We start from the raw sequence: 23,147 nt of genomic DNA, 5'->3' as shown, positions 1-23,147 counted from the left end.
ATCCGCCCCTTAGTTGGCAAGACCGGTAAAGCGGCGCACCACCTGACCGTCAATCAAAACGTCGCCGCCGGCGACAACGATTTCTTCCCCGTCACTTAGGCCGTCCAGCACGTTGACATCACCAGTTTCCGTGGGCTCGATGGTAACGGGGACGCGGCGCAGTGTCCCTTGGTCAACCCCAGTCGGAGAAAACACCATTACGCCCAGCGCCCCTTCGACATCGGCCACAATGGCTGTAGGCGGAACAAAGATTCCCCGTTTCTGGTCCTTAACCCGAACGGTCACAGTAGCCGACGAACCAGGCAGAATTTGCAGCCCTTCAGGCGGTGTCAGGCCAAATTGGATGCGGAAGGTTTGACCGACGCTTGAAGATTCAGCATCGAATTCGCGGATCTGAAGCGGGAAGACTTCGTCGCTCACCGGAAATTTCGCGGTGATGGTGATGTCATCCTGCTGGCCCGACCGTTGAAACAAAATTTCGGGTACGTCGACCTCAATCCGAAGTTCGGACATATCATGGATGCGCACGATCGGGGTACCTGCGGAAACAGTGGTAAAGGCCTCGACCGCCCGGCTGGACACCAGCGCGTTAAATGGTGCCGTCAATGTCGCCTGTTCCAGATCGTAAAGCGCGTCACGCACAGCGATATCAGCCAGTTGCGCCGCAGTCTCAGAGTCGTCCACAGCCACTTGACTGGCCGCAGTTCCCCGCAGCCGAGACAGGCGGGCCAGGGTCCGGTCCGCCTGATCTTTCTGCAGAACGGCACGATCATAGCGGCGCTGGAACGGCTCACGATCCAGCTCGGCGATCAGCTCACCCTTGGGGATGACAAATCCTTCAGCCACTGGCATTTCAACAATCTGTCCAGCCACCTGAAAGGCCAGATCAACCGTTTGCCGCGCAGCGACGCGACCAAAGAACTGACGTGTGAACCCAGGCGTGGTTTCCTTTACCACCATCAGCTTTACCGGCTTGGCAGCTTCTTCAGCCATGATTGAGCTGGAGAGAAAGATCAGGGCCACGCCCAAAGCAGAGATCAGTTTCATTTCTTCAGTCCCTCGGGAATTCCAGTTTTCAGTATGTTTTCCCGGATCTTCCGGGCCAGTCTTGCGAATTCTGCGGTTTCATCTTTGTTCAGTCCGGACGCGCGCTGAAACAGGGCGCCCGCTTGGGCCACAAGCATCTGGCGTGTTTCTGTGCCTTTTTCGGTCAAAACCAAAAGCCATGCACGGCGGTCCTCTGGGTCGCGTTCGCGTCTCAGATAGCCCGCTTTTTCCAAGGCATCGGCGGTCGACGTGATTGTCGAAGGAACCGACAGCATGTCAGCCGCCAAAACGCCCATACGCCTGGGCTGATCCAATTTGATCACCATATGGCATTCCTGATGGCTCAGCTCTATTTCGATGGCATCGAAGCTCTCCTCGAGCTTCCAATAGAGCGCATACACACCCATCATCGCCTGCATCTCGGGGCTTAAGCGATGCAACAGAGTGTTATGATCATGGGCCATGGGATCATTCCTTGCAGAATTTGACGCGTATATACTTCGAAAAACGAACTATTCAAGAACTGAAGCTCAATTTCCAACCAAGCTTAGCATTCCCTCGGGTCAATCTCTCTTGAACAATACCAATCATAACGGCATTTTGGGTGAATCCAGAAATCCAGGACCCAACATGTATACGCCAGCAATCACCGGCTCGGGTGTTTTCACGCCAGATAATGTCATTACGAATGCTGAGCTCGTTTCGGCCTTCAATGCATATGCCGACAGGATGAACACCCAGAACGCAGAGGCGATTGCCGCTGGTGACGTTGAGCCGATGCAGCATTCGTCTGAAGAGTTCATTCTGAAGGCCTCCGGAATCGAAAACCGCTATGTGATGGACAAAGCGGGTGTTCTGGATCCCGACGTGATGCACCCGCTGTTTCGTCAGCGCTCTGACGATGAACCTGGCATCATGACCGAAATGGCCGTTGACGCCTGCAAGAAAGCGCTGGCACAGGCTGGGCGCAACGGGGACGATGTTGATCTGGTAATCTGCGCGGCTTCGAACCATGAACGGGCTTATCCTGCAATCGCGATCGAGATCCAGCAGGCGCTGGGATGCAAAGGGTTCGGATTCGACATGAACGTTGCCTGTTCTTCGGCCACGTTCGGCATTCAGGCGGCGGCGGATATGGTCAGGTCCGGTTCGGTAAAATGTGCGCTTGTGGTAAACCCCGAGATTTGCACGGGCCACCTGGAATGGCGTGACCGAGATTGCCACTTTATTTTTGGTGACGTGGCAACGGCCACCGTGATCGAACGGATCGAGGATGCGACCGGACCGCATTTCGAGATTTTGTCGACCAGCTGCGCCACGGATTTTTCCAACAACATCCGAAACAATAATGGCTTCCTGCGTCGCACTCGGCCAGAGGGATTGACCGACCGCCGCGATATGCAGTTCATGCAAAACGGCCGTAAAGTGTTCAAAGAGGTTCTTCCAATGGTCAGCAAGCACATTGCCGATCACATGGACGCCGAAGGGATCAGCAACGCCGATCTCAAACGTCTTTGGCTGCATCAGGCGAACAAAACGATGAATGATTTTATCGGTAAAAAAGTCATGGGCCGCGAACCCGCCCCCGGAGAGCAGCCAAACATCCTGCAAGACTATGCGAACACGTCCTCGGCTGGGTCGATCATCGCATTTTCGAAATACTCTGACGATTTCACCGATGGCGAGATCGGCCTTATCTGTTCCTTCGGAGCAGGGTATTCCGTGGGTTCGGTAATCGTGAAACGGCACGGTTAAGACAACACTCCGCGCAACCACAAATTCGTACAAGAAAGCCGGGCTTATTCTACCCTGCTTGGTTGTTTGATCCTTGTTTCAGCACTGGCATCACCCCGTCCGGCGGCAAGCGGCAAAAGCCCCAGCATGCGAGCGTTCAGATCGGGTCAAGTTTGACCTAGCATGTCATGAGTATCGGTACGCACACCAAACTGGATCAAGACACGCAACTTCCCTTGCCTCAGCTCACGCTTTCTTCTTCCAGGTGCAGCTTCATCTCGATCAGAACATGCTGCAGCAGGCTGGTTTCCTTCAACAGGCGTTTGGCCTCGTTCACCGTGATGATACCGTCTTCGATAGCTGACTGATATTCGGTCATAAGCATGGCAAAGCGTTGGCTCAACGCGATGACATCCGAATTCACACCTCCGGTGCGAGGAGCGTCCGTGTTGCGGCCATCATATGACAGCGTAATGTTCTTGAGGTCGGCCAACGCCGACGTCACATGCGGAAAGTTGGCCACCGCTTCAAGGCGTGCAACCGCATCAACCGGCATGAACCGATCAGCATGCTCTGCATTATCTGAATAATATCGGCCAAGCGTGGCTTTGGATTTACCCGTGATCTCGCACGCGGACTCAATTCCAACGTCCTTGACCAACGCTTCGGTGTGCTTTTTGAGATAGGCCCCGATATCTGCCATGTTTTTACCTTTGCTACCTGCCTTCCCCACTACATCTGCCATTGCGGGGGAAAGGGAAATGAAATTTCCCATACCTGATTCATAATTGAAATGCGATATGTTGGCTATCCCTCAGATATGCGAGGGTTTTGTGAGTGAGTGGCGGCAATAATGCCGGTAGCGAGTGATAGCGGGGCACATATTAGCCCCGCTTCGTTTAGGCCGCTTATAGGCCGAAGGCGTCGCTGTTGTGAGTGCAGGGGCTCCATCCCCAAAGAGCGTGAGCTCATCCCCTAACTGGACAACGGCGGCGTCGCTCATTTCGCCACATGAGATGGCTTGCCCAGGCGGGGCTGGCGAATTAGACCCGAGCCATGGCAAAACTTTACTTCAACTACTCGACTATGAACGCGGGCAAATCGACCGTGTTGCTGCAGGCCTCGCATAATTATCGCGAGCGCGGCATGGATACTTACCTGATGACGGCTGCATTGGATGGGCGCGCCGGTGCTGGGAAAATTGCCTCGCGGATTGGGATATCATCCGAGGCTGATACTTTTGACACCGATGATGATGTTTTCGCCATGATCGAAGCCCGTCTGGCGCAAGGCAAAATTGCATGTGTCTTTATCGACGAAGCCCAGTTCCTGACCGAAGATCAGGTCTGGCAACTGGCCCGCGCCGTAGATGACCTGAACGTGCCGGTGCTGGCTTATGGGTTGCGGGTCGATTTTCAGGGCCGGCTGTTTCCCGGATCGGCCGCCTTGCTGGCGCTGGCGGATGAGATGCGTGAGGTTCGCACGATCTGCGAATGCGGCCGCAAGGCAACAATGGTGATTCGTCAGGACGAGAATGGAAATCCCATCACCCAAGGTGCTCAGGTCCAAATTGGTGGCAACGAAACCTATGTCTCGCTGTGCCGCAGGCATTGGCGCGAGGCCGTGGGCACCTAAACCGGATTTGGCAGCGGGCGCCCCTGAACAAAGGCCGCAACATTATCTAGCGCCATGTGCCCCATAGCGCTGCGGACCTCCTCAGTCGCGGTACCCAGGTGGGGCAACAGGGTCACGTTCTGCAAATCTATCAGAGCTTGCGGCACTGCGGGTTCGAATTCGTAGACATCCAGACCCGCACCCGCGATTTGCTTTTCTTGCAACGCCGAAATCAGGGCCGATTCATCCAATACCTCTCCCCGAGAAATATTGATCAGGATGGCAGCAGCGTTCATCGCCTGCAGCACCTGCGCATTGATCAGATGCCGGGTTTCGGCACCGCCCGGCACAGCCAGGATCAGGAAATCGACACCGGCAGCCAAAGCTTTGAGGTCTGAGACATAATCCGCCGGAAACTCTAACTCCTTTGGACTGCGCGATTGATAGGCGACGTGCATACCAAACCCATAGTGGCAACGTCGCGCGATGGCTTGCCCAATGCGCCCCATGCCCACAATGCCGACCCGTTTGCCGGTCACGTGATGGCCCAACATCTGTGTCGGGTGCCAGCCCTGCCAAAGGTTTGAACGTACCAGCCGTTCGCCTTCTCCGGCGCGGCGGGCCGTGGACAGCAGCAATGTCATGGCAATATCGGCCGTAGCGTCAGTGACAGCGCCAGGCGTATTGGTCACCGCGATTCCGGCCTGACGGGCCGCCTCCACATCTATGTGATTATACCCAACCCCAAAGTTTGCCAGCAGTTTGCACCGCGGTTCCGGCACCTCAGCAAATATCTGGGCCGAGAACAGGTCGCCCAAGGTCGGCACCACCACATCGAATTCGGACAGCGCATGCCCCATTTCCTTGAGTGACATCGGCAAGGTTTCACTGCGCATCTCTGCGTCGAACTCCGCGCGTGCACGTGCTGCGACAGAGGCGGTCATCGGTCGGGCAACGAACACACGCATCAATGCATCCGCCCACCGGTTGGAACCTTGCCATCCGGCCCGATCAGGACGATCTCACCAGTCTCATCGGGCAATCCCAACACAAGCACTTCGGACATGAACTTGCCGATCTGGCGCGGAGGGAAATTTATCACCGCCATCACCTGCTTGCCCACCAATGAGGCGGGATCATAATGCGCAGTGATCTGGGCCGAGGTTTTCCGCTCGCCGATATCTCGTCCAAAATCGATCCACATCTTGATCGCTGGCTTGCGTGCTTCGGGGAAGGGCTCGGCGCGGATAACCTCGCCGACGCGAATGTCGACCTTGAGAAAATCGTCGAATGTAATTTCACTCACGAGACAGCTCCTTGGACCGATCGGTTGCGGCTTTAACAGCGCGGTGCAGCAGGTCGGGAAAACCGAATTCGTCGTGCATCAGGACCTCAAGCGCGGCCTGCGTGGTTCCATTAGGCGAAGTGACATTGACGCGCAGTTGCGATGGGTCCTCGTCAGACGCCATGGCCAAGGCCCCTGCCCCGGCGACCGTGGACTTGGCCAGCCTCATCGCCAGATCATGTGGCAGGCCCTGAGCCTGACCCGCAGCAGCGAGCGTTTCTATAAGGTGGAATACATATGCAGGGCCGGACCCGCTCAGCCCGGTAACGGCATCAATCTGCGCCTCATCCTGCAATCTGACCGTCTCACCGACCGCAGATAGCAGGTTTTCGGCTAGGGCCAGATCCGCATCCGAAACAGCAGAATTTCCAATCAACGCCGTGATACCCTGTCGGATCGCCGCCGGGGTGTTCGGCATGGCACGCACGATTGGTGTTTTCTGGCCCAACACCTCTTCGAATGTTGAGATCGAGGTGCCCGCCGCCACCGACACGAACAGGCTGCGCCCACCGCCCAGGGCTGTAATTGCGGGCAGTGCATCGCCCATCATCTGTGGCTTTACCGCGACCAGCACTACCGCAGGCGCTTCGGGTAGCGGGGTATTGATGTTGACGCCCGACGATTTCAGCCAATCCGACGGGAAAGGATCAATCACCCAGACTGACGAGGCAGGAAGGCCATGCTCTAACCACCCGGCAAGCATGGCCGATCCCATCTTTCCGCATCCCAAAAGCACCAGCCCCTGTTCGGCGACGCGTGACATGTCCATGATTGCCCCTCCGCTTATTTGGCTCGGGGCAAAGCTTTACGCGCGGCCGTAGGCCTCTGCAATGGCGACTTGCATCGCGTCTTCCGGGGTACGGTTGCCCCATGTGACCAGTTGGATCGCGGGATAATAACGCTCGGCGCTCAGGACCGCTGCAGTGATCATCGTATCAATCTGTTCCGGGCTGGCCATCTGACCACCCGCAAGAACCAGACCGTACCGGTAAACCATCAGCTTCTGATTGGCCCAGTATGTGAAGGCCCCGGCCCAGCACTGATCGTTCATCTTGTTCAGCAGTTCATAAAGCTCGGTCTCGCGCGCCTCAGGTGGCTCCATCTCGAACGAGCACACCATACGCAGCGTTTCGTCATAATTCGACCAGGCTAGCGTAATCGAGTAGGTGCGCCACTGTCCTTCGACAGCCATTGCGATCTGATCATCCCCGATCCGATCAAAGTCCCAATCGTGATGTTCGGCAAGATGTTCAACAATGTCGATTGGATGAAGGTCTTCTTCAAGAAACTGCTCGGAAAGGGCCATAATGCCACCTCACTAATTTCTAGCACTTCGGGGCTGGCAGCGCCCCAGCGCTAGTTGCCTGCTCTACAAGCCGGGCTTCCCCCATAGGCCTGTACTAAATATGGTGCGCTGTGGGTGGTGGCCTGACAACCCCCATTTTTGGGGATAACAGCAATAAGTTGTGGATAGCTGGCAACGGGGATCAAAATATTGGCATCAGATGCAGCTTTGTCTTGATTAATTCCCGCAAGACGGCATGATGCACAACACCGCACAACCCAGAACCGGATTGCGCGGCGTTTGTCTTTTTTCGAAAATTTCGCGGGGGATTATTCGCCCAGCTTGGCTTCCAACGCTGCAATGCGCGCCTCGAGCGCTGTGTTTTCCTCGCGCGCTTTCTGAGCCATGGCACGGACAGCGTCGAATTCTTCGCGTGTGACGAAATCGCGATCAGCCAGCCAACGGTCGATCATCGACTTCATGGCGTTCTCCGCCTCGTCCTTTGCGCCTTGGGCAACACCCATGGCGTTGGTCATGAGTTGGGAAACATCATCCAGAATCTTGTTGCGGGTTTGCATGGTTATCCTCCGATTTGGCGGTTGGTCTCTATATGGGGAATGATTGGCGCAGGCTCAAGGTTGACTTAACCCTCAAAGCCCGGGCAATGAGACGCACATGCAGGCTGTTCTGAATTTCCCCGATCTGTCGCCCGAACTTTTCTCGATCTCGCTGTTCGGGATGGAGTTCGCACTTAGATGGTACGCCCTCGCCTATATCGCCGGGATTGTGATTGCATGGCGCCTGGGGGTGATCGCCCTAAAGCGCCCCGCCCTGTGGCCCGACAAGGCGCCACCTATGCAACCCGCCCAGCTTGAGGATCTGATCACCTGGATCATCCTGGGCGTGATTCTGGGCGGGCGACTTGGGTTCGTGCTGTTTTATCAACCAGCTTATTACCTTTCGAACCCGATCGAAATTCTGATGGTCTGGCAGGGCGGCATGGCCTTCCACGGTGGATTGCTAGGCGTCGTCGTGGCCTCATATATCTATGCAAGACGTCACCAAATTTCGATTTTGCCGCTTGCTGATCTGATCGCGCATACCGTGCCGCCTGGGCTGTTATTGGGTCGTGTCGCGAATTTCATCAACGCCGAACTGTGGGGAAGGCCCAGCGACCTGCCCTGGGCCTTTGTATTCCCCGGTGCCGCCGCCCAAAACTGCCCGGAGGTTATTGGTCTTTGCGCCCGCCACCCCTCTCAGCTTTACGAAGCCGCGCTTGAGGGGTTGCTGCTGGGTGCCTTGCTCTTGTGGCTGGTCTATCGGCGCCACGCTTTCCAAAGACCTGGATTGGTCACGGGAGTGTTTCTGTCCGGCTATGGCGCATCGCGTTTCATTGTCGAGTTTTTCCGGCAGCCCGATGCGCAGTTTGTTTCACCCGGAAATCCGCTTGGACTTGCCTGGCAAATGGGCGGCTACGGCCTGACCATGGGCCAGTTGCTATCTTTGCCAATGATTGCCCTTGGCCTTTGGCTGGCTTTACGCGTTAAGGCCAAGTGATGACCCTCGCCAACCTCTTACAGGCTCGTATCGCACAAGACGGCCCGATGAGTGTAGCCGACTATATGACCGAATGCCTGCTGCACCCGACACTGGGATATTACACCACCCGCGATCCCCTTGGCCCGCAGGGCGATTTCATCACCGCCCCGGAAATCAGCCAGATGTTTGGCGAACTGATCGGGCTCAGCCTTGCGCAATGCTGGATTGACCAGGGGCGTCCGGGCCGTTTCACGCTAGCGGAGCTGGGTCCCGGGCGCGGAACGCTGATGGCTGACATACTGCGTGCAACACAGGGCGTGGATGGCTTTCACGCGGCGGCAGATATTGTTCTGCTTGAGGCCTCACCAACCCTGCGCACCATTCAGGCAAAGACGCTGGATGCCTATGCTCCACGCTGGATTACATCGGTCACCGATCTACCCGATTCCCCGCTTTTGCTGGTGGCAAACGAGTTCTTTGACGCTCTGCCCATTCGCCAATTCATCCGCGATGACAGCGATTGGCGGGAACGTTTGATCGGGATGAAGGACGAATCACTGGCTTTTGGCCTGGGGCCGCGGTCGCCACAGATCGCTTTGAAGAACCGGCTTGAGGACACGCAGGATGGGGATCTGGTCGAGCTTTGCCCTTCGGCCATACCGATCATCACTGTGATCGCCGGACGGATCGCGACACATGGCGGGGCCGGACTGATCCTGGATTATGGCGACTGGCATTCGCTTGGGGATACTTTTCAGGCGCTACATGCCCACAAGCCGATAGACCCGCTTTCCAGCCCCGGACAAGCTGATCTGACCGCCCATGTGGACTTCGAACCTCTGGCGAGCGCAGCGCGAGCTGCGGGCTGCGCCCATTCGCGCCTGACACCCCAAGGCGTTTTTCTGGAACGGCTGGGCATCACTGCGCGGGCGCAAGCATTGGCGAAACCACTCAGCGGGTCCAAGCTTGAGGCGTTGATAGCCGCACATCGCCGGTTGACGCACCCAGAGGAAATGGGAAACCTGTTCAAAGTACTGGGCCTGTACCCATCTTATGCCGCATTACCACCGGGACTGGAATCATGACGCTGGAAATTCTGACTTCGGATCTCTTGTCATCCGTACGCCATGGTTTTTTCTGCCGCCGAGGCGGGGCCTCATCCGGGATATTTGCAGGGCTCAACTGCGGTTATGGATCATCTGACCAGACCCAGGCTGTCGCGATAAACCGTAACCGCGTAGCGGATGCGATGGAGGTCGATCCCGGATCCCTTATCGGGGTGCATCAGGTGCATTCACCGACGGTCATAACTGTTGATGGTCCAATCGACGGGGAAAAGCCTAAAGCAGACGCGTTGGTTACGGCCTATCCCGGGCTGGCGCTGACCATCCTCACGGCGGATTGCCAACCTGTTCTTTTTGCCGACACCCACGCAAAAGTGATAGGAGCTGCACATGCGGGTTGGCGCGGCGCGCTAGACGGTGTGCTTGAGGCCACGTTGGACTCCATGGAGGCGCTAGGAGCACGGCGCGAGAATACAGTGGCTGTCATAGGGCCCACAATCTCTCAAACTGCGTATGAGGTCGGACCCGAGTTCCTAGAAGAATTTGCCACTGAATCATCAGAAAACCTGCGATTCTTCGCAAATGGAACGGGTGATCGGATGCAATTTGACCTCCCGTCCTATGGGCTGCACCGGTTACGTCAGGCTGGTGTCGGGCATGCAGAGTGGATTCGTCATTGCACCTATTCGGACCCGAACAGATTCTATTCGTACCGCCGATCGGTTCATGCAAAAGAAGCCGACTACGGCCGCCTGATTTCCGCAATCAAACTGTGACGCGCGCCCTGATTGTGGCGAAATCGCCGCTTTTTCGCCACATTTGTTGTGTCTATATGAGTCGCCAAAATTAGGTTTTATTGCCCTCTCTCAGATGGTTATCTGCATATTTCCGAATGTGAGCGCGGCTAGATTAAGAAAAGGAAACAACCAACTTTCTTTTGTCCCAGATTCAACCCGCGTCAGCCTTATGGCCGCCTCAATATGGCGACACGTTAGGCTCAGATTGGGTCGTTAGGCACTAAGCCTTGAACGAGTAGGACAACAGGATGAAACAAAGATCCCGCTTTCTCAGCGCTGTTCTGAAAGCGTCCAGAGAGCAAAAACTGGAGATGCCGTGGAAGCGGGTTTCCAGCCGTTCTGCCAGTGTGGCGCGCCGTTTGGCTTCGCGACGCTGATTAGACAGGCCTACCAAAGCCATTCTGCCGGCTTTGAGGGTCAAGACACACAGCGGGGGTGCTCCGATCCGGTGTGTGGCGCTTCACAGACGCTTTCTGTGAATGTGTTTAGGAGTTTGTGTGCGTAGACAATTTTCGTCTGCGAGTTGTGAGTTTGTCTGGGGGGTCAATGTGTTGACCAAGAGTTTGCGAAATTCCATCGCACTGCGCGGCCGTTACAGCCGACGTCTCGAAGTCGCCATAGCATTCAAGACAAAGAAAACCGATCAGGCGGGCCTGTACGGGGGTTCAGCCTTCCTGAGCGGATGTTTGAGGGGACGGAATTAGTATGACTATTCCACATTCTTTGGCCCGCGCCGCCAGAAACGCCGTCGATACGTCGACAATGCTGCGCGAGATTCCAAGAAATACAACAAAACAAAAAGCGCAGCTGCGGCGCTATGAGGTCAGTTCATTGTTGAGCAATGGCGAGGTATCCCAAACCCGCCACATCGCGCCAGCGCTGCCCATGTTCGAGGATGCGTTTTGTGCCTTTACGCGGGGTTCGCTTGTCGAAACCGAAAACGGGCCGATAGCGATCGAAGATCTTTTGCCTGGCGATACGGTTTTGACCGAGAATGGAACTTCGGAAACCGTGGTCTGGAAGGGCTCGGTTACTTTGATCCCCGGGCGCGAAGACTCGCGTGGTCGCACACGCCCGCTGACACGCATCATGGCGGATACCTTCGGAATGCAAAAACCGATGTCAGGCGTGACTGTCGGTCCGGCTGCGCGCCTGTTGGGCACCCCAGCACATCTGCGGCACTTGTATGGCGGATCTCCTGTTTTGACGCCCGCTCACGAGTTCCAAGACGGGATGGGTGTCATCGAGATGCTACCGCCTACCCCAATCGAATTGTTTCACATCTGTCTGAAACGCCATTCGGTTATCAAGGTAGACGGATTACAGTTTGAATCATATCATCCAGGCGTAAATGCGGTTCGGATGATCAGCCATTCGCTTCGCTCAATCTATTTGAACTTGTTCGAGCATGTCGAATCGCTGAATGACTTTGGCCCGCTGCAGTTACCGCGTGCCGGAGATGGAGAGGTGGACGCAATCACTGCCTGAGTTTTAACCAGTACTGCAAAGTGGGGGCTTTATGCAGATTTTAATTAGTTGGGTGTTGTTTCTGGTTGTCACGGCGATTTTGCCGCCGTGCACCAGCCGTCACAAAAGGATGCGCTTTACGCCGTCCGGTTCATTCGTTCTTCCAGGACGTCAAACGGTACACCGGGCTCGTCCTTAGCGCCGCGTATCACAAGTGAGGTTTTAACGCTGGCCACGTTTGGCGTGGTCAGCAACTCGCCTGTTAAAAACTGCTGAAAGCTGCTGAGATCAGGAGCGACGCATTTCAGAATAAAATCCACTTCGCCGTTCAGCATGTGGCATTCACGGACAAGTGGCCACTCGCGGCAGCGTTCCTCGAATGCGCTGAGTTCGGCTTCGGCTTGGCTTTCCAATCCGACGCTTGCAAAGACCTGAACCTCAAAACCCAGCTCACGCGCATTCACTTCCGCGTGGTATCCGCGGATAAGGCCCGAGTCCTCCAATGTGCGCACGCGCCGCAGGCACGGAGGCGCGGAAATTCCCACACGTTTCGCGAGCTCTACATTGGTCATGCGACCGTCTGCCTGCAATTCTGCCAGAATCTTGCGGTCAATCTCGTCCAGCCGTGTCGCGACCATAAAAAGCTCCTGAATTTTCGGTTGTTATATCAGCACCCAAGGGATGCGCAATAATGTTTCGCGTTTGCGCAATATTCTTTGGTTTTCCAGGTATTTTTCTAGCGCGAGTTGTGAAACGGATTCTCCGATACGGCACGAAGGGGCTTTAAGCGCCTCAAGGGGGTCGCTATATCCATTCGCCAAGGGGCCGCAGGCCCGTATCAGGCAGATCGAGTCGGGGGTATCATGGCCGAAACAAAACACACCAGGGTTCTGATAATCGGATCAGGACCTGCCGGTTATACTGCGGGCGTATATGCCAGCCGTGCGATGCTGGAACCGATCCTGGTTCAGGGCATCGAGCCGGGCGGACAGCTGACGACCACCACCGAGGTCGAGAACTATCCCGGTTTTACCGAGGTTCAGGGTCCTGATCTGATGATCAAGATGCAGGAACATGCCGCCGCGATGGGGTGCGAAATCATCGGCGACATCATCAGCGATCTGGATATCTCGAAACGCCCCTTCACCGCCAAGGGCGACAGCGGCACCATCTACACTGCCGATGCGGTCATTCTGGCCACTGGCGCGCGGGCGAAATGGCTGGGATTGCCCTCGGAAGAGAAGTTCAAAGGCTTTGGCGTTTCCGCCTGCGCCACATGCGACGGGTTCTTCTATCGCGGGCAGGAGATCGTTGTAATCGGCGGCGGCAATACCGCCGTGGAAGAGGCGCTGTTTCTGACCAACTTTGCCAGCAAGGTCACTTTGATCCATCGCCGCGATGAATTGCGCGCCGAAAAGATCCTGCAGGATCGGCTGATGAAGAACGACAAGATCGAGCCCCTGTGGTTCCACGAACTGGACGAGGTCATCGGAACCGATGCGCCTTTGGGTGTCGAAGGCGTGCGCGTCAAGAATGTGAAAACCGGTGAGATTCGCGAAATCCCCTGTAAAGGTGTTTTCATCGCCATCGGCCACGCACCCGCGAATGAGCTGGTCAAGGGCTCGCTGGAAACCCATATGGGCGGCTATGTGATCACCAAACCGGGCTCCACAGAAACCTCCATTCCAGGTGTCTTTGCCGCCGGAGACCTGACAGATCACATCTACCGTCAAGCCGTTACCAGCGCCGGGATGGGCTGTATGGCCGCGCTGGATGCTGAACGGTTCCTGGCCGAGCAGGATTAATCAGGTGATCGAATTCTCCGGCCCGATCTGGAGAATTCTGTTCCTCTCACAGATAGACGCCCCTTTGGCCCCAGCACGGGCGCCAGAGGGGCGTTTTCATTATACGGGCCAATTCGCGCTTTATTCTTCGCTGAGCGCTGAGGGTGCCGAAGTAGCCATCAAACGCTATGTCTGCCCATCCGATCCACCACGCATTCTTCAAAAATGCCGGATCACCGGCGCTCGGCTGGTAGATCTGCGGGGGCGCAGCGAAGCCTCGGTCGTGTGGCAGGATATCCACGAAAAAGAAGGCGCCTCACCCACCTGGCTATTTTCGGATGACGCCCGCGCCAAAGGCGCCGACGGCTTGCTATACAGCTCGCGATCCCGGCCAGAACTCAGTCATGCGGTTTTGTTTAGCACCTCGCCAGAGGTAGTGTGCCTGGATGGGGATCCGCATCCCTGGTTGCCGGGGCATCGAGGCTTCGCTTGACCCCCGCTCTGCGCCGTTACAGACTCTGAGATGCGAGCAAAACGAACACAGGTGAACCGAGTGAAAAGCGTACTATGGCAAGGCGGGTGGGCTACCCGGCTGAGGATCATGAGCGGCCTGATCCTGTTCATCTTTGCCTTCTTTCACTTCATCAATATCGGTCTGGGACTGTTTCATACTGATTATCTCCACGGAATGCAGAAAGGCCGCCATGTCATTACGCGCAATAACATCGGCAGCGCGATTCTATATCTGGCCTTGCTCGTGCATTTTGGGCTGGCGCTGTATTCGTTAGCTCAGCGCAGAACCATGCGAATGCCTTTCAGCCTGGGGCTACAGGTGGTGCTTGGATTTGTGATTCCACTGCAACTGATCTCGCACCTTGTTCACACCCGATACGCACATGCAGTTTTCGGGGTTAATGATGAGATGGGTTATATCATCGCGCTAATGTGGCCCAGCTATGCAATCTGGACACAAAGCCTGCTTTTGCTGGTGGTCTGGGTCCACAGTTGCATCGGTCTTCACATGTGGCTGCGCCTGACATCTTGGTGGCAAAGGACGCTGCCTTATCTGATCGGGCTCGCCGTGTTCATTCCGTCTTTCGCTCTGGCAGGTCTTTTGACAGAGGGCCGACGCATCTGGGCTGATTTCGCCGACCCGTTTCTGCGCGATCAGTATATCGAACATTACAACTGGCCATCGCCCGAGGCTTTTCAGGCTCTGATGGGTGTGAGGCAAGATACGCTGCTTGCATTCGGGCTGGCGGTTGGCGCTACATTGCTTGTGTTTCTGGTGCGCAAAATTTTGCGACGCCGGCATTCGGTGCGCATCAAATATGTGGAAGGCCCCGAAATTGTGGCCGAAAAAGGCATGACTCTGCTTGAGATTTCTCAGGCCAACGGCATTCCCCACACTGCGCTATGTGGTGGCAAGGGGCGCTGCACCACCTGTCGCGTTATTGTCGAGAATGGTGCAGATCAGCTCCCCGTCCCCAGTGAGATCGAGGCCCGCAGCTTGGCTGCCGTAAAAGCACCCGAAGGCGCACGCCTGGCCTGTCAGATCCGCCCGACCGAGCCAATCACGGCCTTTCGGATGTACAATCCCGGTAGCGGTCGCAATCGCGCCCATGCCAGCCAGGGGCAGGAACGTAAACTGGCGGTGCTGTTTCTGGACATGCGCGGGTTCACGGCACTGACCACCGGGCAGTTGCCCTATGACATTGTTTTCCTGCTCAACCGGTTCTTTGACGCCATCGTGCCAGCCATCACCTCGGATGGGGGTGTGGTCGACAAGTATATGGGTGACGGGCTGCTTGCAGTGTTTGAAACCGCCGATGCTGCAAGTTCAGCACGGGCCGGGATGAAAGCTGCAGCCAATGTCAGCCGCGGATTGCAACGGTTCAACGAGCAACTCGAAACCGAGGGCAGCCCGCTTATCCGCATTGGAATGGGATTACATCTGGGCGATCTGGTTCTGGGCGAAATCGGCGCCGTGGGCACTGCAAGCCGCACGATTATCGGCGACGCCGTGAATGTCGCCAGCCGATTGGAGGCCGAGACCAAGGGGTTGGGTGTCGAGCTTTTGGTTTCGGGCGATCTGCTGAAGGCAGCAGGGCATGACGGTTGGCAGAACGATCTGCGCCCCTTCCAGTTGCGTGGGGTAACAAGGCCAATTTCTGCCCTGCCGGTCGAACGTGCATCCGACCTCAGCCCCAAGATTGCCGCCTGAGAACACACTCATTCAAACCGGTCTATTTGACCTTGATCCAAGGGATTGTCGTCGGGTTTCGCGTCAAAATGTGGAAAATCCTTCCAATCCGGAGAAAAACCGCGCATATCGTCCTTTGTTTCATAAATCCATCTGGACTTCACCCGGCCGCCGGGGCACATGCCCGGCAAACGCCCCTGAATCACTGGCCAATCCATCCTTCGACAAGAGAATTCCCATGACGATGTTAAGCAATCTGGCGCCGATCTCTGAACTTTATGTTTCGTACGAGTCCGCACAGAAACTGAAAGTAGAAGCTGCCGACCTGACAAGCTGGGACCTGAGCCCTCGTCAGATCTGTGATCTGGAACTGCTGATGAATGGCGGGTTCAACCCGCTGAAAGGGTTCCTAAGCGAGGCCGATTACGACAATGTCGTCGAAAACATGCGCCTGGCCGACGGCACCCTTTGGCCGATGCCAATCACGTTGGATGTCAGCGAAGACTTCGCTGAGGGCATCAAACTGGGTCAGGACATTGCACTACGCGACCAGGAAGGTGTCATTTTGGGCACCATGACTGTGACCGACCGCTGGACGCCGAACAAGGCACGCGAGGCGGAAAAGGTCTTTGGTGCAGATGACGATGCCCACCCGGCGGTCAACTACCTGCACAACACTGCAGGCAAGGTTTACTTGGGCGGTCCTGTTGTTGGTATCCAACAGCCCGTTCACTATGACTTCCGTGCCCGCCGCGACACACCGAACGAGCTGCGCGCCTATTTCCGCAAGCTGGGTTGGCGCCGTATTGTTGCGTTCCAAACCCGCAACCCGCTGCACCGCGCGCATCAGGAACTGACCTTCCGCGCCGCCAAAGAGGCGCAGGCCAACCTGCTGATCCATCCGGTTGTTGGTATGACCAAGCCGGGCGACGTGGACCACTTTACCCGCGTGCGTTGCTATGAGGCTGTTCTGGACAAGTACCCGGCCTCGACAACTTCGATGTCACTGCTGAACCTGGCGATGCGTATGGCAGGCCCGCGCGAGGCGGTGTGGCACGGGTTGATCCGCGCCAACCACGGCTGTACGCATTTCATTGTCGGCCGTGACCACGCAGGCCCCGGCAAGAACTCAGCCGGCGAAGATTTCTATGGCCCCTACGACGCGCAGGATTTGTTCCGCCAGTTCCAGGATGAAATCGGCGTCGAAATGGTCGATTTCAAGCACATGGTCTTTGTGCAGGAACGCGCTCAATACGAACCGAATGACGAGATCGCCGACAAAGACAACGTCACGATCCTGAACATCTCCGGCACAGAACTGCGCCGCCGTCTGGCCGAAGGCCTGGAAATCCCCGAATGGTTCAGCTTCCCTGAGGTTGTGACCGAACTGCGCAAGACCAAACCGCCGCGCAGTCAGCAGGGTTTTACCGTATTCTTCACCGGTTTCTCCGGCTCGGGCAAATCGACCATCGCCAACGCGCTTATGGTAAAGCTGATGGAGATGGGCGGTCGTCCGGTGACCCTGCTGGATGGTGACATTGTTCGTAAGAACCTGTCATCGGAACTGGGCTTCTCGAAAGAGCACCGCGACCTGAACATCCGCCGCATCGGCTATGTGGCCAGCGAGATCACCAAGAACGGCGGCATCGCTATCTGTGCCCCAATCGCACCCTACGCCACGACCCGCCGCGCCGTCCGCGAAGATGTCGAAGCGTTTGGCGCTTTCTGCGAGGTTCATGTGGCCACCAGCATCGAAGAATGCGAACGCCGCGACCGCAAGGGCCTGTACAAGCTGGCGCGTGAAGGCAAGATCAAGGAATTCACCGGAATTTCCGATCCCTACGACGTACCTGCCAATCCTGAGTTGAGCGTCGAGACCGAGAATGTGGACGTAGACAACTGTGCCCACCAGGTTCTGCTCAAGCTGGAAAGCATGGGTTTGATCGCCGGATCGTAACCTGCGCAAAGAATCAAGCAAAAGGCCCTCGGTTTCCGGGGGCCTTTTTCTATTGGATTATAGTTCTGCCCGAATGGCGGCGACAGCGCGTCCTTCGAAATCACCAAATTCCGCCGCTTTGGACTGGCTGGCCCGCAGGGCATCTAGACACGCGGCATAGTCATCGACCGAAGCGGCTTGAATCGCACTCCGAATGTCGGCCTCGGAATCGCACAGGACCATCCCGGATGTGTCGAAGAAATCACCAATATTGGGACAGCCCCAATAGATCGGCACAGTCGAGCACAAAATCGCGTCTGTCAGCTTTTCCGAAAAGTAATTCCGCTCCCGCACATTCTCGATCACCACCGAATAGCGATATGGGGCCAGCCCGTCAGACTTCAAGTCAAACGGAGTATAGCCACGCCCCATAATATCGACATCTGCCCCGGATTCACGAACCCAGTCGATCACGGAATGGCGCAGCTGATGTCCTTCGAGATCACGTTTGGCCGAGGCGATCAGAGAACAGGATTTAGATTTCTCAACCAAAAGTTCTTGCCAATCAGGAACCATCGTCACGCCATAAGGCAGAAACACGGCGTTTGGGATACCTTGCAACAAAACATCATGAAAGGTCAGCACCCGGAAGAACCGCCGCCACGTATAGCGCAACATGCGATCATGTTTAGCATGGATGGCCGAAGGTTCTCCCATCATCAAAGATATCCGCGCACGTGTTCCCCGACGAAGACGCAAATGTACGGTGGAATTGGGGTACATGATCAGATGGTCCGTGTGCGCAAGATCGCCCACTGTTTTTCCGATCAGACGATCCGGGCAACCTTCGGGCCAGGTCAGTTCCGACAAAGGAACCGTGGCCAGTTTCGGCCCTAACCGATGCCCATAGGGCAATATGGCGATTGCAGGTTCTGTCATCATCCGGCATCTGGCAAATTAACCTGACCCCGCATCAGGATATGCCCGCGACCGGCGACCTTGATGCCTGTCATCGCATCCGATGGACCAGCTCGGGTAACAGTCGCCTGACCGGGGCGCCCCATATCATGGCCTTGCTCGGCAATAAAAACGTCCTTTGGCATCAGCCCATGTTTCCAGAGATACGCCGCCATCGCACCAGTGGCAGATCCGGTAAACGGATCCTCGGGCGGGCTGGGCGGGGCCAACAGCAATCTTGAGAATGTATCGCCTGCTTTGGTCGCGCCTTTGAGCGTTACAAGAAAAGGTTCGGCCATATCGGAGCCGGAAAAGCCCGCCTTTTCGGCAATCTCGCGCAAAGGCCTTTCGACCAGTTTTGCCGCGCGCAGGGCGTCGTGATCACGAAGAACAGTGACACAGAAGGGCAGCCCGGTAGAAACAAATTGCGGCGGCGAGATGATCGCCTCTTTGGGCAGGCTGATGGCAGAGGCGACCAGCTCGGCGGGAACATAGGCGCCGAATTGTGGTGCAATCTGCGTCATCTCGATTTCATCACCGCTGATGCAGATCGAAACGATCCCCGCGCCGGTTTCAAGCGTCAGGGTATTGCCTTGCAGCATTCCTCTGGACTGCATTGCAGCTACGGTTGCGATCGTGGGATGCCCGGCAAAGGGGATTTCGCGACTGGCCAGAAAATAACGAACCCGGAAATCGGCCACATCGGACGGGCCAGTAAAGGTGCATTCAACCAAGGACGTCTCGCGCACATAGGCCATGCAGACGTCTTCGGACAGAGCTGCCCCACCATGAACAACAGCGCACCCATTGCCACCAAAGGCGCGATCGCTGAAGGCGTCTACCCAGTCAAAGTCGAACCAATTCATGTGTCGTGCACTCCGATATTCGAACCATCATAGGTTCGACTGTCTCGCCCGACAGGCCATGGATGTCACGAGGAAAACGTACGGAGGCCACTTTAGTGCACGGCCACCGGTGAAAAATCATGCTCGCGCGCCAGGTTAAACGCCAGCTTGCGATCAGCAACCAGTGCCAGTTGCTGGCCGTCGGCATCGTGTACCGCATATAGCAGGCTCAGATCTCCGGCCTGTTCGCGAACTTCCCGAGGTAGATCGGCGACTTCAACTGTTTTGACATAGACGATCCGATCGCCTTCGGCGTTGATTTCAAACGGTGTATTCATTGCTCTTACCCCTTCCTTATGTTGATCGTTTGCACCACGGTTTCGGGCACGGCGCGGGTCAGATCCACATGCAGCAGACCATTTTCAATGATCGCTTCGCCAACCTCGACCCCATCGGCCAACACGAACATGCGCTGAAACTGACGTGCCGCGATCCCACGGTGTAGAAAGATACGTCCTTCGCTGTCGTCGCGCTGACGTCCCCGGATCACCAACTGTCGATCTTCGATGGTAATCGACAGGTCCTCTTCTGCAAACCCGGCCACGGCCAAGGTAATGCGGTAGGAAAAATTCGAGGTCTGTTCAATATTATAGGGCGGATACCCCTCATTTCCGGCCTTTGCAGACCGCTCCAGAAGGCGTTCCAACTGCTCGAACCCCAAAAGATGCGGGTATGAGCCCAGAGTAAGTTTAGACACGTATTTTCGTCCTTTATTGCCAAAGCGACGTGTTGTGCGGCCCCATTCTGGCAACCGCGTATAATAGAATATGGGAATATACAGCGATGTCCACAAGGTCTGGTCGGATCAAGCCTGACACACTATCTTGTGTGACAAGCACCACAACAACTCTGAGTCGCCAATGAACGCGCCCACCGATCTTTCGATGAAAACTGATGAGGTTCTGCGGGTAGAGCTGGAAGTTTTCCGCCGTCAACACCGTGATCTTGACGAAGCAATCGAGGCGCTTCAGGCCACTGGCACCTCGGATCAACTGACGATCAAACGGTTGAAAAAGCAGAAACTGCGCCTGAAAGACATCATTCGCCTGATCGAAGACCGCCTGACCCCGGATATCATCGCCTGAGACATCTGAACCGCATTGCCACAAAGGCGGATTTGGCTATAGTTCGCGCTCTTTCGGAAGGCAGGGACGCAAGCGGATGAGCGACGTTAAAGTGGGGATCATCATGGGAAGCCAGTCAGACTGGTCCACGATGAAAGAAGCCGCAGATATTCTGGATGAGCTGGGCGTGGCCTATGAAAAACGCATCGTTTCAGCGCACCGCACCCCAGATCGCTTGTGGGACTATGGCAAGACTGCTGTCTCGCGCGGATTGCAGGTGATCATTGCAGGGGCCGGCGGGGCTGCGCATTTACCGGGTATGATGGCCTCGAAAACACGCGTTCCTGTGATCGGCGTTCCGGTGCAGACGCGGGCGCTGTCTGGCGTCGATTCGCTCTATTCCATTGTTCAAATGCCCAAAGGGTTCCCGGTTGCGACTATGGCGATCGGGTCGGCAGGCGGCGCCAATGCGGGGCTGATGGCCGCTGGCATTCTGGCGCTGCAGGATAACGCTCTGGCCGGCCGGCTGGATGCCTGGCGCGACGCGCTATCGGCCTCAATCCCCGAAGAACCCGAGGGATGAGCCGGATCGGATTCATCGGTACGGGCCATATTGCGGCCCCGATGGTGCGTTTTTTGGCCCGTAAAGGGCACGAGATCTCCGTGACAGAACGCAATGACCAGGTTTCAACCGCGCTAAAGGCTGAACTGGGTGTGTCTGTCACGACGCCACAGGCCGTGATTGATGCATCCGAGATCGTGTTCCTGTGCCTGCGCCCACATATCGCTGCGGACGTTCTGGCCGCCTTAACGTTTCGATCCGACCATCAGATCGTCTCGGTCATGGCAGCAGTTTCGAAAGATGAACTAACCGACCTCTGCTCTCCGGCGCCGGCAATCGTGCAAACCATTCCGCTGGGATTTTTGGAAGACGGTGGCTGCCCGCTGGTCGCTTTCGGCAACGATCAACTGCTGGCCGATTTGTTCGCACCGGAAAACCCGGTGATCAAGGTCGCAGATGAGGCGGCACTGAACGCCCATTTCGCCATTTGCGCCATGGTTCCCGGCCTTCTGGACCTGATGGCGACCGGAGCAACTTGGCTGGGAGACACAACCGGAGACGCAGCCGGGGCCGAATTCTACACCACCCAGTTGGTATCGGGCTTTCTGCACGCGATGGATAAGAAGGCCGCAGGCCGCCTAGAGGCCGAACGCGATGCGCTGGCCACTGACGGCACGCTGAGCCTGCAAATGACACAGACCCTGCAAGATCAGGGCGCGCACAAGGTATTGCACGCAGCACTTGGCGCTATTGGCAAACGTTTGGAGAGTTGAGAATGGTGGAAATGCTTGCCCCCGGCGCGACAATCGGGATTTTGGGCGGCGGTCAACTGGGCCGTATGCTGTCCGTTGCTGCAGCCCGGCTGGGTTTTGTGTCGCATATTTATGAACCCGGTGCGACCCCGCCTGCGGGTCATGTGGCGGATCGTGTGACCACCGCCTCTTATGATGATGCCGAGGCCCTCAAGGCCTTTGCCGAAGCAGTCGATGTCATCACCTATGAGTTCGAGAACATCCCCACCGAAGCACTGGACATTCTGGAAGTCCACCGCCCCATCCGCCCGGGGCGCGAGGCGCTGCGGGTCAGTCAGGATCGACTGAACGAAAAGGCTTTCTTGCAAGGGCTGGGCCTGAATACGGCACCCTTCGCCGATATCACGGATCTGGACAGCCTGAAGGCTGCAATTGACCAGATCGGCACCCCTGCCATCCTGAAGACCCGCCGATTTGGCTATGACGGCAAGGGACAGGCCCGGTTGCGCAGCCCCGATGACGCTGAAACTGCTCTGGCTGATATGGCGGGCGCGCCTGCGATCCTGGAAGGCTTTGTCGATTTCAGCCATGAGGTATCAATCATCGCCGCGCGCGGATTGGATGGTCAGGTCGCCTGTTTCGACCCCGGTGAGAACGTGCATCGCGATGGCATTTTGCACACCACCTCCGTCCCTGCCCGCCTGCCCGCAGCAAAGCGCACAGATGCGATCCTGTTGGCGGCAAATATCCTGAACGCCTTGGACTATGTCGGCGTCATGGGGGTCGAGTTGTTCGTGACCCCGCAGGGTCTGATCGTGAACGAGATCGCACCGCGCGTGCATAACTCGGGCCATTGGACACAGAATGGCTGCGCGGTGGATCAATTCGAGCAACATATCCGTGCCGTGGCAGGCTGGCCTCTGGGCGACGGGCAGCGTCATTCAGACGTGGTGATGGAGAACCTGATCGGCGACGATATGGACCGCGTACCTGAACTCGCGACCGAACGTGATGTTGCGCTGCATCTTTATGGCAAGGCCGAGGTGAAGGCAGGCCGCAAGATGGGTCATTTTAACCGCATCACGCGGTAAA

28 protein-coding genes are annotated in these 23,147 nt (G+C 56.6%); 14 read left to right on the top strand and 14 right to left on the bottom strand.

Annotated elements, in window-relative coordinates; all coding sequences use genetic code 11:
* Positions 1-9: 9 nt before the first annotated feature.
* Positions 10-1,047: an efflux RND transporter periplasmic adaptor subunit gene (locus tag FN806_RS09845; protein ID WP_142636580.1), complete on the bottom strand. Its 1,038-nt coding sequence runs from the start codon at positions 1,045-1,047 to the stop codon at positions 10-12.
* On the bottom strand, positions 1,044-1,511 hold the full coding sequence (locus FN806_RS09840) for a MarR family winged helix-turn-helix transcriptional regulator (protein WP_185956678.1): 468 nt from the start codon (positions 1,509-1,511) through the stop codon (positions 1,044-1,046). Before FN806_RS09840 ends, FN806_RS09845 begins: the two co-directional genes overlap by 4 nt.
* 166 nt (positions 1,512-1,677) lie before the next feature.
* On the opposite strand from FN806_RS09840, the gene FN806_RS09835 reads away from it, so the two are divergent.
* Positions 1,678-2,802, top strand: a complete 1,125-nt coding sequence (locus FN806_RS09835; protein ID WP_142636578.1) for a beta-ketoacyl-ACP synthase III — start codon at positions 1,678-1,680, stop codon at positions 2,800-2,802.
* A gap of 220 nt (positions 2,803-3,022) precedes the next feature.
* On the opposite strand, the gene FN806_RS09830 is transcribed toward FN806_RS09835, so the two are convergent.
* Entirely contained in the window at positions 3,023-3,484 is a 462-nt protein-coding gene (locus tag FN806_RS09830; protein ID WP_142636888.1) for a hypothetical protein, read from the bottom strand.
* Between the two features lie 353 nt (positions 3,485-3,837).
* Between FN806_RS09830 and FN806_RS09825 the strand changes: the two genes are divergently transcribed.
* The gene (locus FN806_RS09825; RefSeq protein WP_142636576.1) at positions 3,838-4,416 is read left to right on the top strand and encodes a thymidine kinase; all 579 of its coding nucleotides are present in this window, start codon (positions 3,838-3,840) and stop codon (positions 4,414-4,416) included.
* Here the strand turns inward: FN806_RS09825 and FN806_RS09820 are convergent.
* The 5 genes from FN806_RS09820 to FN806_RS09800 form a co-directional block, all read right to left on the bottom strand.
* Entirely contained in the window at positions 4,413-5,363 is a 951-nt protein-coding gene (locus FN806_RS09820; protein ID WP_142636574.1) for a 2-hydroxyacid dehydrogenase, read from the bottom strand. The two genes, FN806_RS09825 and FN806_RS09820, sit on opposite strands and share 4 nt — an antisense overlap.
* A complete protein-coding gene (locus FN806_RS09815) occupies positions 5,363-5,701 on the bottom strand; it encodes a tRNA-binding protein (protein WP_142636572.1) in 339 nt (112 codons plus the stop codon). The genes FN806_RS09820 and FN806_RS09815 overlap by 1 nt, the downstream gene beginning before the upstream one ends.
* Positions 5,694-6,509 (bottom strand): pyrroline-5-carboxylate reductase, encoded by an 816-nt coding sequence (proC, locus tag FN806_RS09810; RefSeq protein WP_142636570.1) that lies wholly within the window; start codon positions 6,507-6,509, stop codon positions 5,694-5,696. Before proC ends, FN806_RS09815 begins: the two co-directional genes overlap by 8 nt.
* Positions 6,510-6,545: 36 nt before the next feature.
* A complete protein-coding gene (locus FN806_RS09805) occupies positions 6,546-7,046 on the bottom strand; it encodes a type III secretion system chaperone family protein (RefSeq protein ID WP_142636568.1) in 501 nt (166 codons plus the stop codon).
* A 308-nt stretch (positions 7,047-7,354) separates the two neighbouring features.
* Positions 7,355-7,603: an accessory factor UbiK family protein gene (locus tag FN806_RS09800; protein ID WP_142636566.1), complete on the bottom strand. Its 249-nt coding sequence runs from the start codon at positions 7,601-7,603 to the stop codon at positions 7,355-7,357.
* A 97-nt stretch (positions 7,604-7,700) separates the two neighbouring features.
* Here FN806_RS09800 and lgt point away from each other — a divergent pair, with 97 nt between their 5' ends.
* The 3 genes from lgt to pgeF are packed head-to-tail and all read left to right on the top strand — an operon-like array spanning position 7,701 to position 10,404.
* The gene (gene lgt / locus FN806_RS09795) at positions 7,701-8,582 is read left to right on the top strand and encodes a prolipoprotein diacylglyceryl transferase (RefSeq protein ID WP_142636564.1); all 882 of its coding nucleotides are present in this window, start codon (positions 7,701-7,703) and stop codon (positions 8,580-8,582) included.
* Positions 8,582-9,649: a class I SAM-dependent methyltransferase gene (locus FN806_RS09790; RefSeq protein WP_142636562.1), complete on the top strand. Its 1,068-nt coding sequence runs from the start codon at positions 8,582-8,584 to the stop codon at positions 9,647-9,649. Before lgt ends, FN806_RS09790 begins: the two co-directional genes overlap by 1 nt.
* Positions 9,646-10,404: a peptidoglycan editing factor PgeF gene (pgeF, locus tag FN806_RS09785; RefSeq protein ID WP_142636560.1), complete on the top strand. Its 759-nt coding sequence runs from the start codon at positions 9,646-9,648 to the stop codon at positions 10,402-10,404. The genes FN806_RS09790 and pgeF overlap by 4 nt, the downstream gene beginning before the upstream one ends.
* Positions 10,405-10,645: 241 nt before the next feature.
* Here pgeF and FN806_RS20460 read toward each other — a convergent pair whose 3' ends face one another.
* Positions 10,646-10,825 (bottom strand): hypothetical protein, encoded by a 180-nt coding sequence (locus tag FN806_RS20460; protein WP_185956677.1) that lies wholly within the window; start codon positions 10,823-10,825, stop codon positions 10,646-10,648.
* A gap of 305 nt (positions 10,826-11,130) precedes the next feature.
* On the opposite strand from FN806_RS20460, the gene FN806_RS09780 reads away from it, so the two are divergent.
* Positions 11,131-11,913: a Hint domain-containing protein gene (locus tag FN806_RS09780; protein WP_142636558.1), complete on the top strand. Its 783-nt coding sequence runs from the start codon at positions 11,131-11,133 to the stop codon at positions 11,911-11,913.
* 116 nt (positions 11,914-12,029) lie between these two features.
* Here the strand turns inward: FN806_RS09780 and FN806_RS09775 are convergent, their stop codons facing one another.
* Positions 12,030-12,530, bottom strand: coding sequence for an Lrp/AsnC family transcriptional regulator (locus FN806_RS09775; RefSeq protein ID WP_142636556.1), 501 nt, complete (start codon positions 12,528-12,530; stop codon positions 12,030-12,032).
* 225 nt (positions 12,531-12,755) lie between these two features.
* On the opposite strand from FN806_RS09775, the gene trxB reads away from it, so the two are divergent.
* The 4 genes from trxB to FN806_RS09755 all read left to right on the top strand — a co-directional run bounded on the left by trxB (position 12,756) and on the right by FN806_RS09755 (position 17,836).
* Positions 12,756-13,697 (top strand): thioredoxin-disulfide reductase, encoded by a 942-nt coding sequence (gene trxB, locus FN806_RS09770; RefSeq protein ID WP_142636554.1) that lies wholly within the window; start codon positions 12,756-12,758, stop codon positions 13,695-13,697.
* A 4-nt stretch (positions 13,698-13,701) separates the two neighbouring features.
* Entirely contained in the window at positions 13,702-14,169 is a 468-nt protein-coding gene (locus FN806_RS09765) for an RES family NAD+ phosphorylase (protein ID WP_246097225.1), read from the top strand.
* A gap of 60 nt (positions 14,170-14,229) precedes the next feature.
* Complete coding sequence (locus FN806_RS09760; protein ID WP_142636550.1) at positions 14,230-15,900, top strand: adenylate/guanylate cyclase domain-containing protein; 1,671 nt, start codon at positions 14,230-14,232, stop codon at positions 15,898-15,900.
* 217 nt (positions 15,901-16,117) lie between these two features.
* Positions 16,118-17,836, top strand: coding sequence for a bifunctional sulfate adenylyltransferase/adenylylsulfate kinase (locus tag FN806_RS09755; protein ID WP_142636548.1), 1,719 nt, complete (start codon positions 16,118-16,120; stop codon positions 17,834-17,836).
* A 57-nt stretch (positions 17,837-17,893) separates the two neighbouring features.
* Here the strand turns inward: FN806_RS09755 and FN806_RS09750 are convergent, their stop codons facing one another.
* The 4 genes from FN806_RS09750 to FN806_RS09735 all read right to left on the bottom strand — a co-directional run bounded on the left by FN806_RS09750 (position 17,894) and on the right by FN806_RS09735 (position 20,374).
* Positions 17,894-18,754, bottom strand: coding sequence for a glycosyltransferase family 10 fucosyltransferase (locus tag FN806_RS09750; protein ID WP_142636547.1), 861 nt, complete (start codon positions 18,752-18,754; stop codon positions 17,894-17,896).
* Entirely contained in the window at positions 18,754-19,638 is an 885-nt protein-coding gene (locus FN806_RS09745) for a PhzF family phenazine biosynthesis protein (protein ID WP_142636545.1), read from the bottom strand. The genes FN806_RS09750 and FN806_RS09745 overlap by 1 nt, the downstream gene beginning before the upstream one ends.
* A 92-nt stretch (positions 19,639-19,730) precedes the next feature.
* Complete coding sequence (locus FN806_RS09740; protein ID WP_142636543.1) at positions 19,731-19,955, bottom strand: DUF1150 family protein; 225 nt, start codon at positions 19,953-19,955, stop codon at positions 19,731-19,733.
* Positions 19,956-19,960: 5 nt separating this feature from the next.
* The gene (locus FN806_RS09735; RefSeq protein ID WP_142636541.1) at positions 19,961-20,374 is read right to left on the bottom strand and encodes an Hsp20 family protein; all 414 of its coding nucleotides are present in this window, start codon (positions 20,372-20,374) and stop codon (positions 19,961-19,963) included.
* 163 nt (positions 20,375-20,537) lie between these two features.
* Here FN806_RS09735 and FN806_RS09730 point away from each other — a divergent pair, with 163 nt between their 5' ends.
* From FN806_RS09730 to FN806_RS09715, 4 genes are all read left to right on the top strand, one after another.
* Positions 20,538-20,762, top strand: coding sequence for a YdcH family protein (locus FN806_RS09730; protein ID WP_037308505.1), 225 nt, complete (start codon positions 20,538-20,540; stop codon positions 20,760-20,762).
* A gap of 76 nt (positions 20,763-20,838) precedes the next feature.
* Positions 20,839-21,324: a 5-(carboxyamino)imidazole ribonucleotide mutase gene (gene purE, locus FN806_RS09725; RefSeq protein WP_142636539.1), complete on the top strand. Its 486-nt coding sequence runs from the start codon at positions 20,839-20,841 to the stop codon at positions 21,322-21,324.
* A complete protein-coding gene (locus tag FN806_RS09720) occupies positions 21,321-22,076 on the top strand; it encodes an NAD(P)-binding domain-containing protein (protein ID WP_142636537.1) in 756 nt (251 codons plus the stop codon). Before purE ends, FN806_RS09720 begins: the two co-directional genes overlap by 4 nt.
* A 2-nt stretch (positions 22,077-22,078) precedes the next feature.
* The gene (locus tag FN806_RS09715) at positions 22,079-23,146 is read left to right on the top strand and encodes a 5-(carboxyamino)imidazole ribonucleotide synthase (RefSeq protein WP_142636535.1); all 1,068 of its coding nucleotides are present in this window, start codon (positions 22,079-22,081) and stop codon (positions 23,144-23,146) included.
* The last annotated feature ends 1 nt before the right edge of the window (position 23,147 follow it).

It is taken from the genome of Ruegeria faecimaris, from assembly GCF_900182615.1.
GTDB classification, from domain to species: domain Bacteria; phylum Pseudomonadota; class Alphaproteobacteria; order Rhodobacterales; family Rhodobacteraceae; genus Ruegeria; species Ruegeria faecimaris.
The sequence above is the reverse complement of the archived record's forward strand: the minus strand, read 5'-3'. Positions and strand labels throughout refer to the sequence as shown.

What these genes read in the sequence shown, in the direction of transcription:
- FN806_RS20460 (WP_185956677.1), bottom strand. Translation starts at nt 10,825, where the DNA reads ATGGCTTTGGTAGGCCTGTCTAATCAGCGTCGCGAAGCCAAACGGCGC.
- FN806_RS09840 (WP_185956678.1), bottom strand. Translation starts at nt 1,511, where the DNA reads ATGGCCCATGATCATAACACTCTGTTGCATCGCTTAAGCCCCGAGATG.
- FN806_RS09825 (WP_142636576.1), top strand. Translation starts at nt 3,838, where the DNA reads ATGGCAAAACTTTACTTCAACTACTCGACTATGAACGCGGGCAAATCG.
- pgeF (WP_142636560.1), top strand. Translation starts at nt 9,646, where the DNA reads ATGACGCTGGAAATTCTGACTTCGGATCTCTTGTCATCCGTACGCCAT.
- FN806_RS09730 (WP_037308505.1), top strand. Translation starts at nt 20,538, where the DNA reads ATGAACGCGCCCACCGATCTTTCGATGAAAACTGATGAGGTTCTGCGG.
- FN806_RS09790 (WP_142636562.1), top strand. Translation starts at nt 8,582, where the DNA reads ATGACCCTCGCCAACCTCTTACAGGCTCGTATCGCACAAGACGGCCCG.
- FN806_RS09720 (WP_142636537.1), top strand. Translation starts at nt 21,321, where the DNA reads ATGAGCCGGATCGGATTCATCGGTACGGGCCATATTGCGGCCCCGATG.
- purE (WP_142636539.1), top strand. Translation starts at nt 20,839, where the DNA reads ATGAGCGACGTTAAAGTGGGGATCATCATGGGAAGCCAGTCAGACTGG.
- FN806_RS09805 (WP_142636568.1), bottom strand. Translation starts at nt 7,046, where the DNA reads ATGGCCCTTTCCGAGCAGTTTCTTGAAGAAGACCTTCATCCAATCGAC.
- FN806_RS09800 (WP_142636566.1), bottom strand. Translation starts at nt 7,603, where the DNA reads ATGCAAACCCGCAACAAGATTCTGGATGATGTTTCCCAACTCATGACC.
- FN806_RS09740 (WP_142636543.1), bottom strand. Translation starts at nt 19,955, where the DNA reads ATGAATACACCGTTTGAAATCAACGCCGAAGGCGATCGGATCGTCTAT.
- FN806_RS09845 (WP_142636580.1), bottom strand. Translation starts at nt 1,047, where the DNA reads ATGAAACTGATCTCTGCTTTGGGCGTGGCCCTGATCTTTCTCTCCAGC.
- FN806_RS09820 (WP_142636574.1), bottom strand. Translation starts at nt 5,363, where the DNA reads ATGCGTGTGTTCGTTGCCCGACCGATGACCGCCTCTGTCGCAGCACGT.
- FN806_RS09780 (WP_142636558.1), top strand. Translation starts at nt 11,131, where the DNA reads ATGACTATTCCACATTCTTTGGCCCGCGCCGCCAGAAACGCCGTCGAT.
- FN806_RS09715 (WP_142636535.1), top strand. Translation starts at nt 22,079, where the DNA reads ATGGTGGAAATGCTTGCCCCCGGCGCGACAATCGGGATTTTGGGCGGC.
- proC (WP_142636570.1), bottom strand. Translation starts at nt 6,509, where the DNA reads ATGGACATGTCACGCGTCGCCGAACAGGGGCTGGTGCTTTTGGGATGC.
- lgt (WP_142636564.1), top strand. Translation starts at nt 7,701, where the DNA reads ATGCAGGCTGTTCTGAATTTCCCCGATCTGTCGCCCGAACTTTTCTCG.
- FN806_RS09745 (WP_142636545.1), bottom strand. Translation starts at nt 19,638, where the DNA reads ATGAATTGGTTCGACTTTGACTGGGTAGACGCCTTCAGCGATCGCGCC.
- FN806_RS09835 (WP_142636578.1), top strand. Translation starts at nt 1,678, where the DNA reads ATGTATACGCCAGCAATCACCGGCTCGGGTGTTTTCACGCCAGATAAT.
- FN806_RS09755 (WP_142636548.1), top strand. Translation starts at nt 16,118, where the DNA reads ATGACGATGTTAAGCAATCTGGCGCCGATCTCTGAACTTTATGTTTCG.
- FN806_RS09750 (WP_142636547.1), bottom strand. Translation starts at nt 18,754, where the DNA reads ATGACAGAACCTGCAATCGCCATATTGCCCTATGGGCATCGGTTAGGG.
- FN806_RS09775 (WP_142636556.1), bottom strand. Translation starts at nt 12,530, where the DNA reads ATGGTCGCGACACGGCTGGACGAGATTGACCGCAAGATTCTGGCAGAA.
- FN806_RS09830 (WP_142636888.1), bottom strand. Translation starts at nt 3,484, where the DNA reads ATGGCAGATATCGGGGCCTATCTCAAAAAGCACACCGAAGCGTTGGTC.
- trxB (WP_142636554.1), top strand. Translation starts at nt 12,756, where the DNA reads ATGGCCGAAACAAAACACACCAGGGTTCTGATAATCGGATCAGGACCT.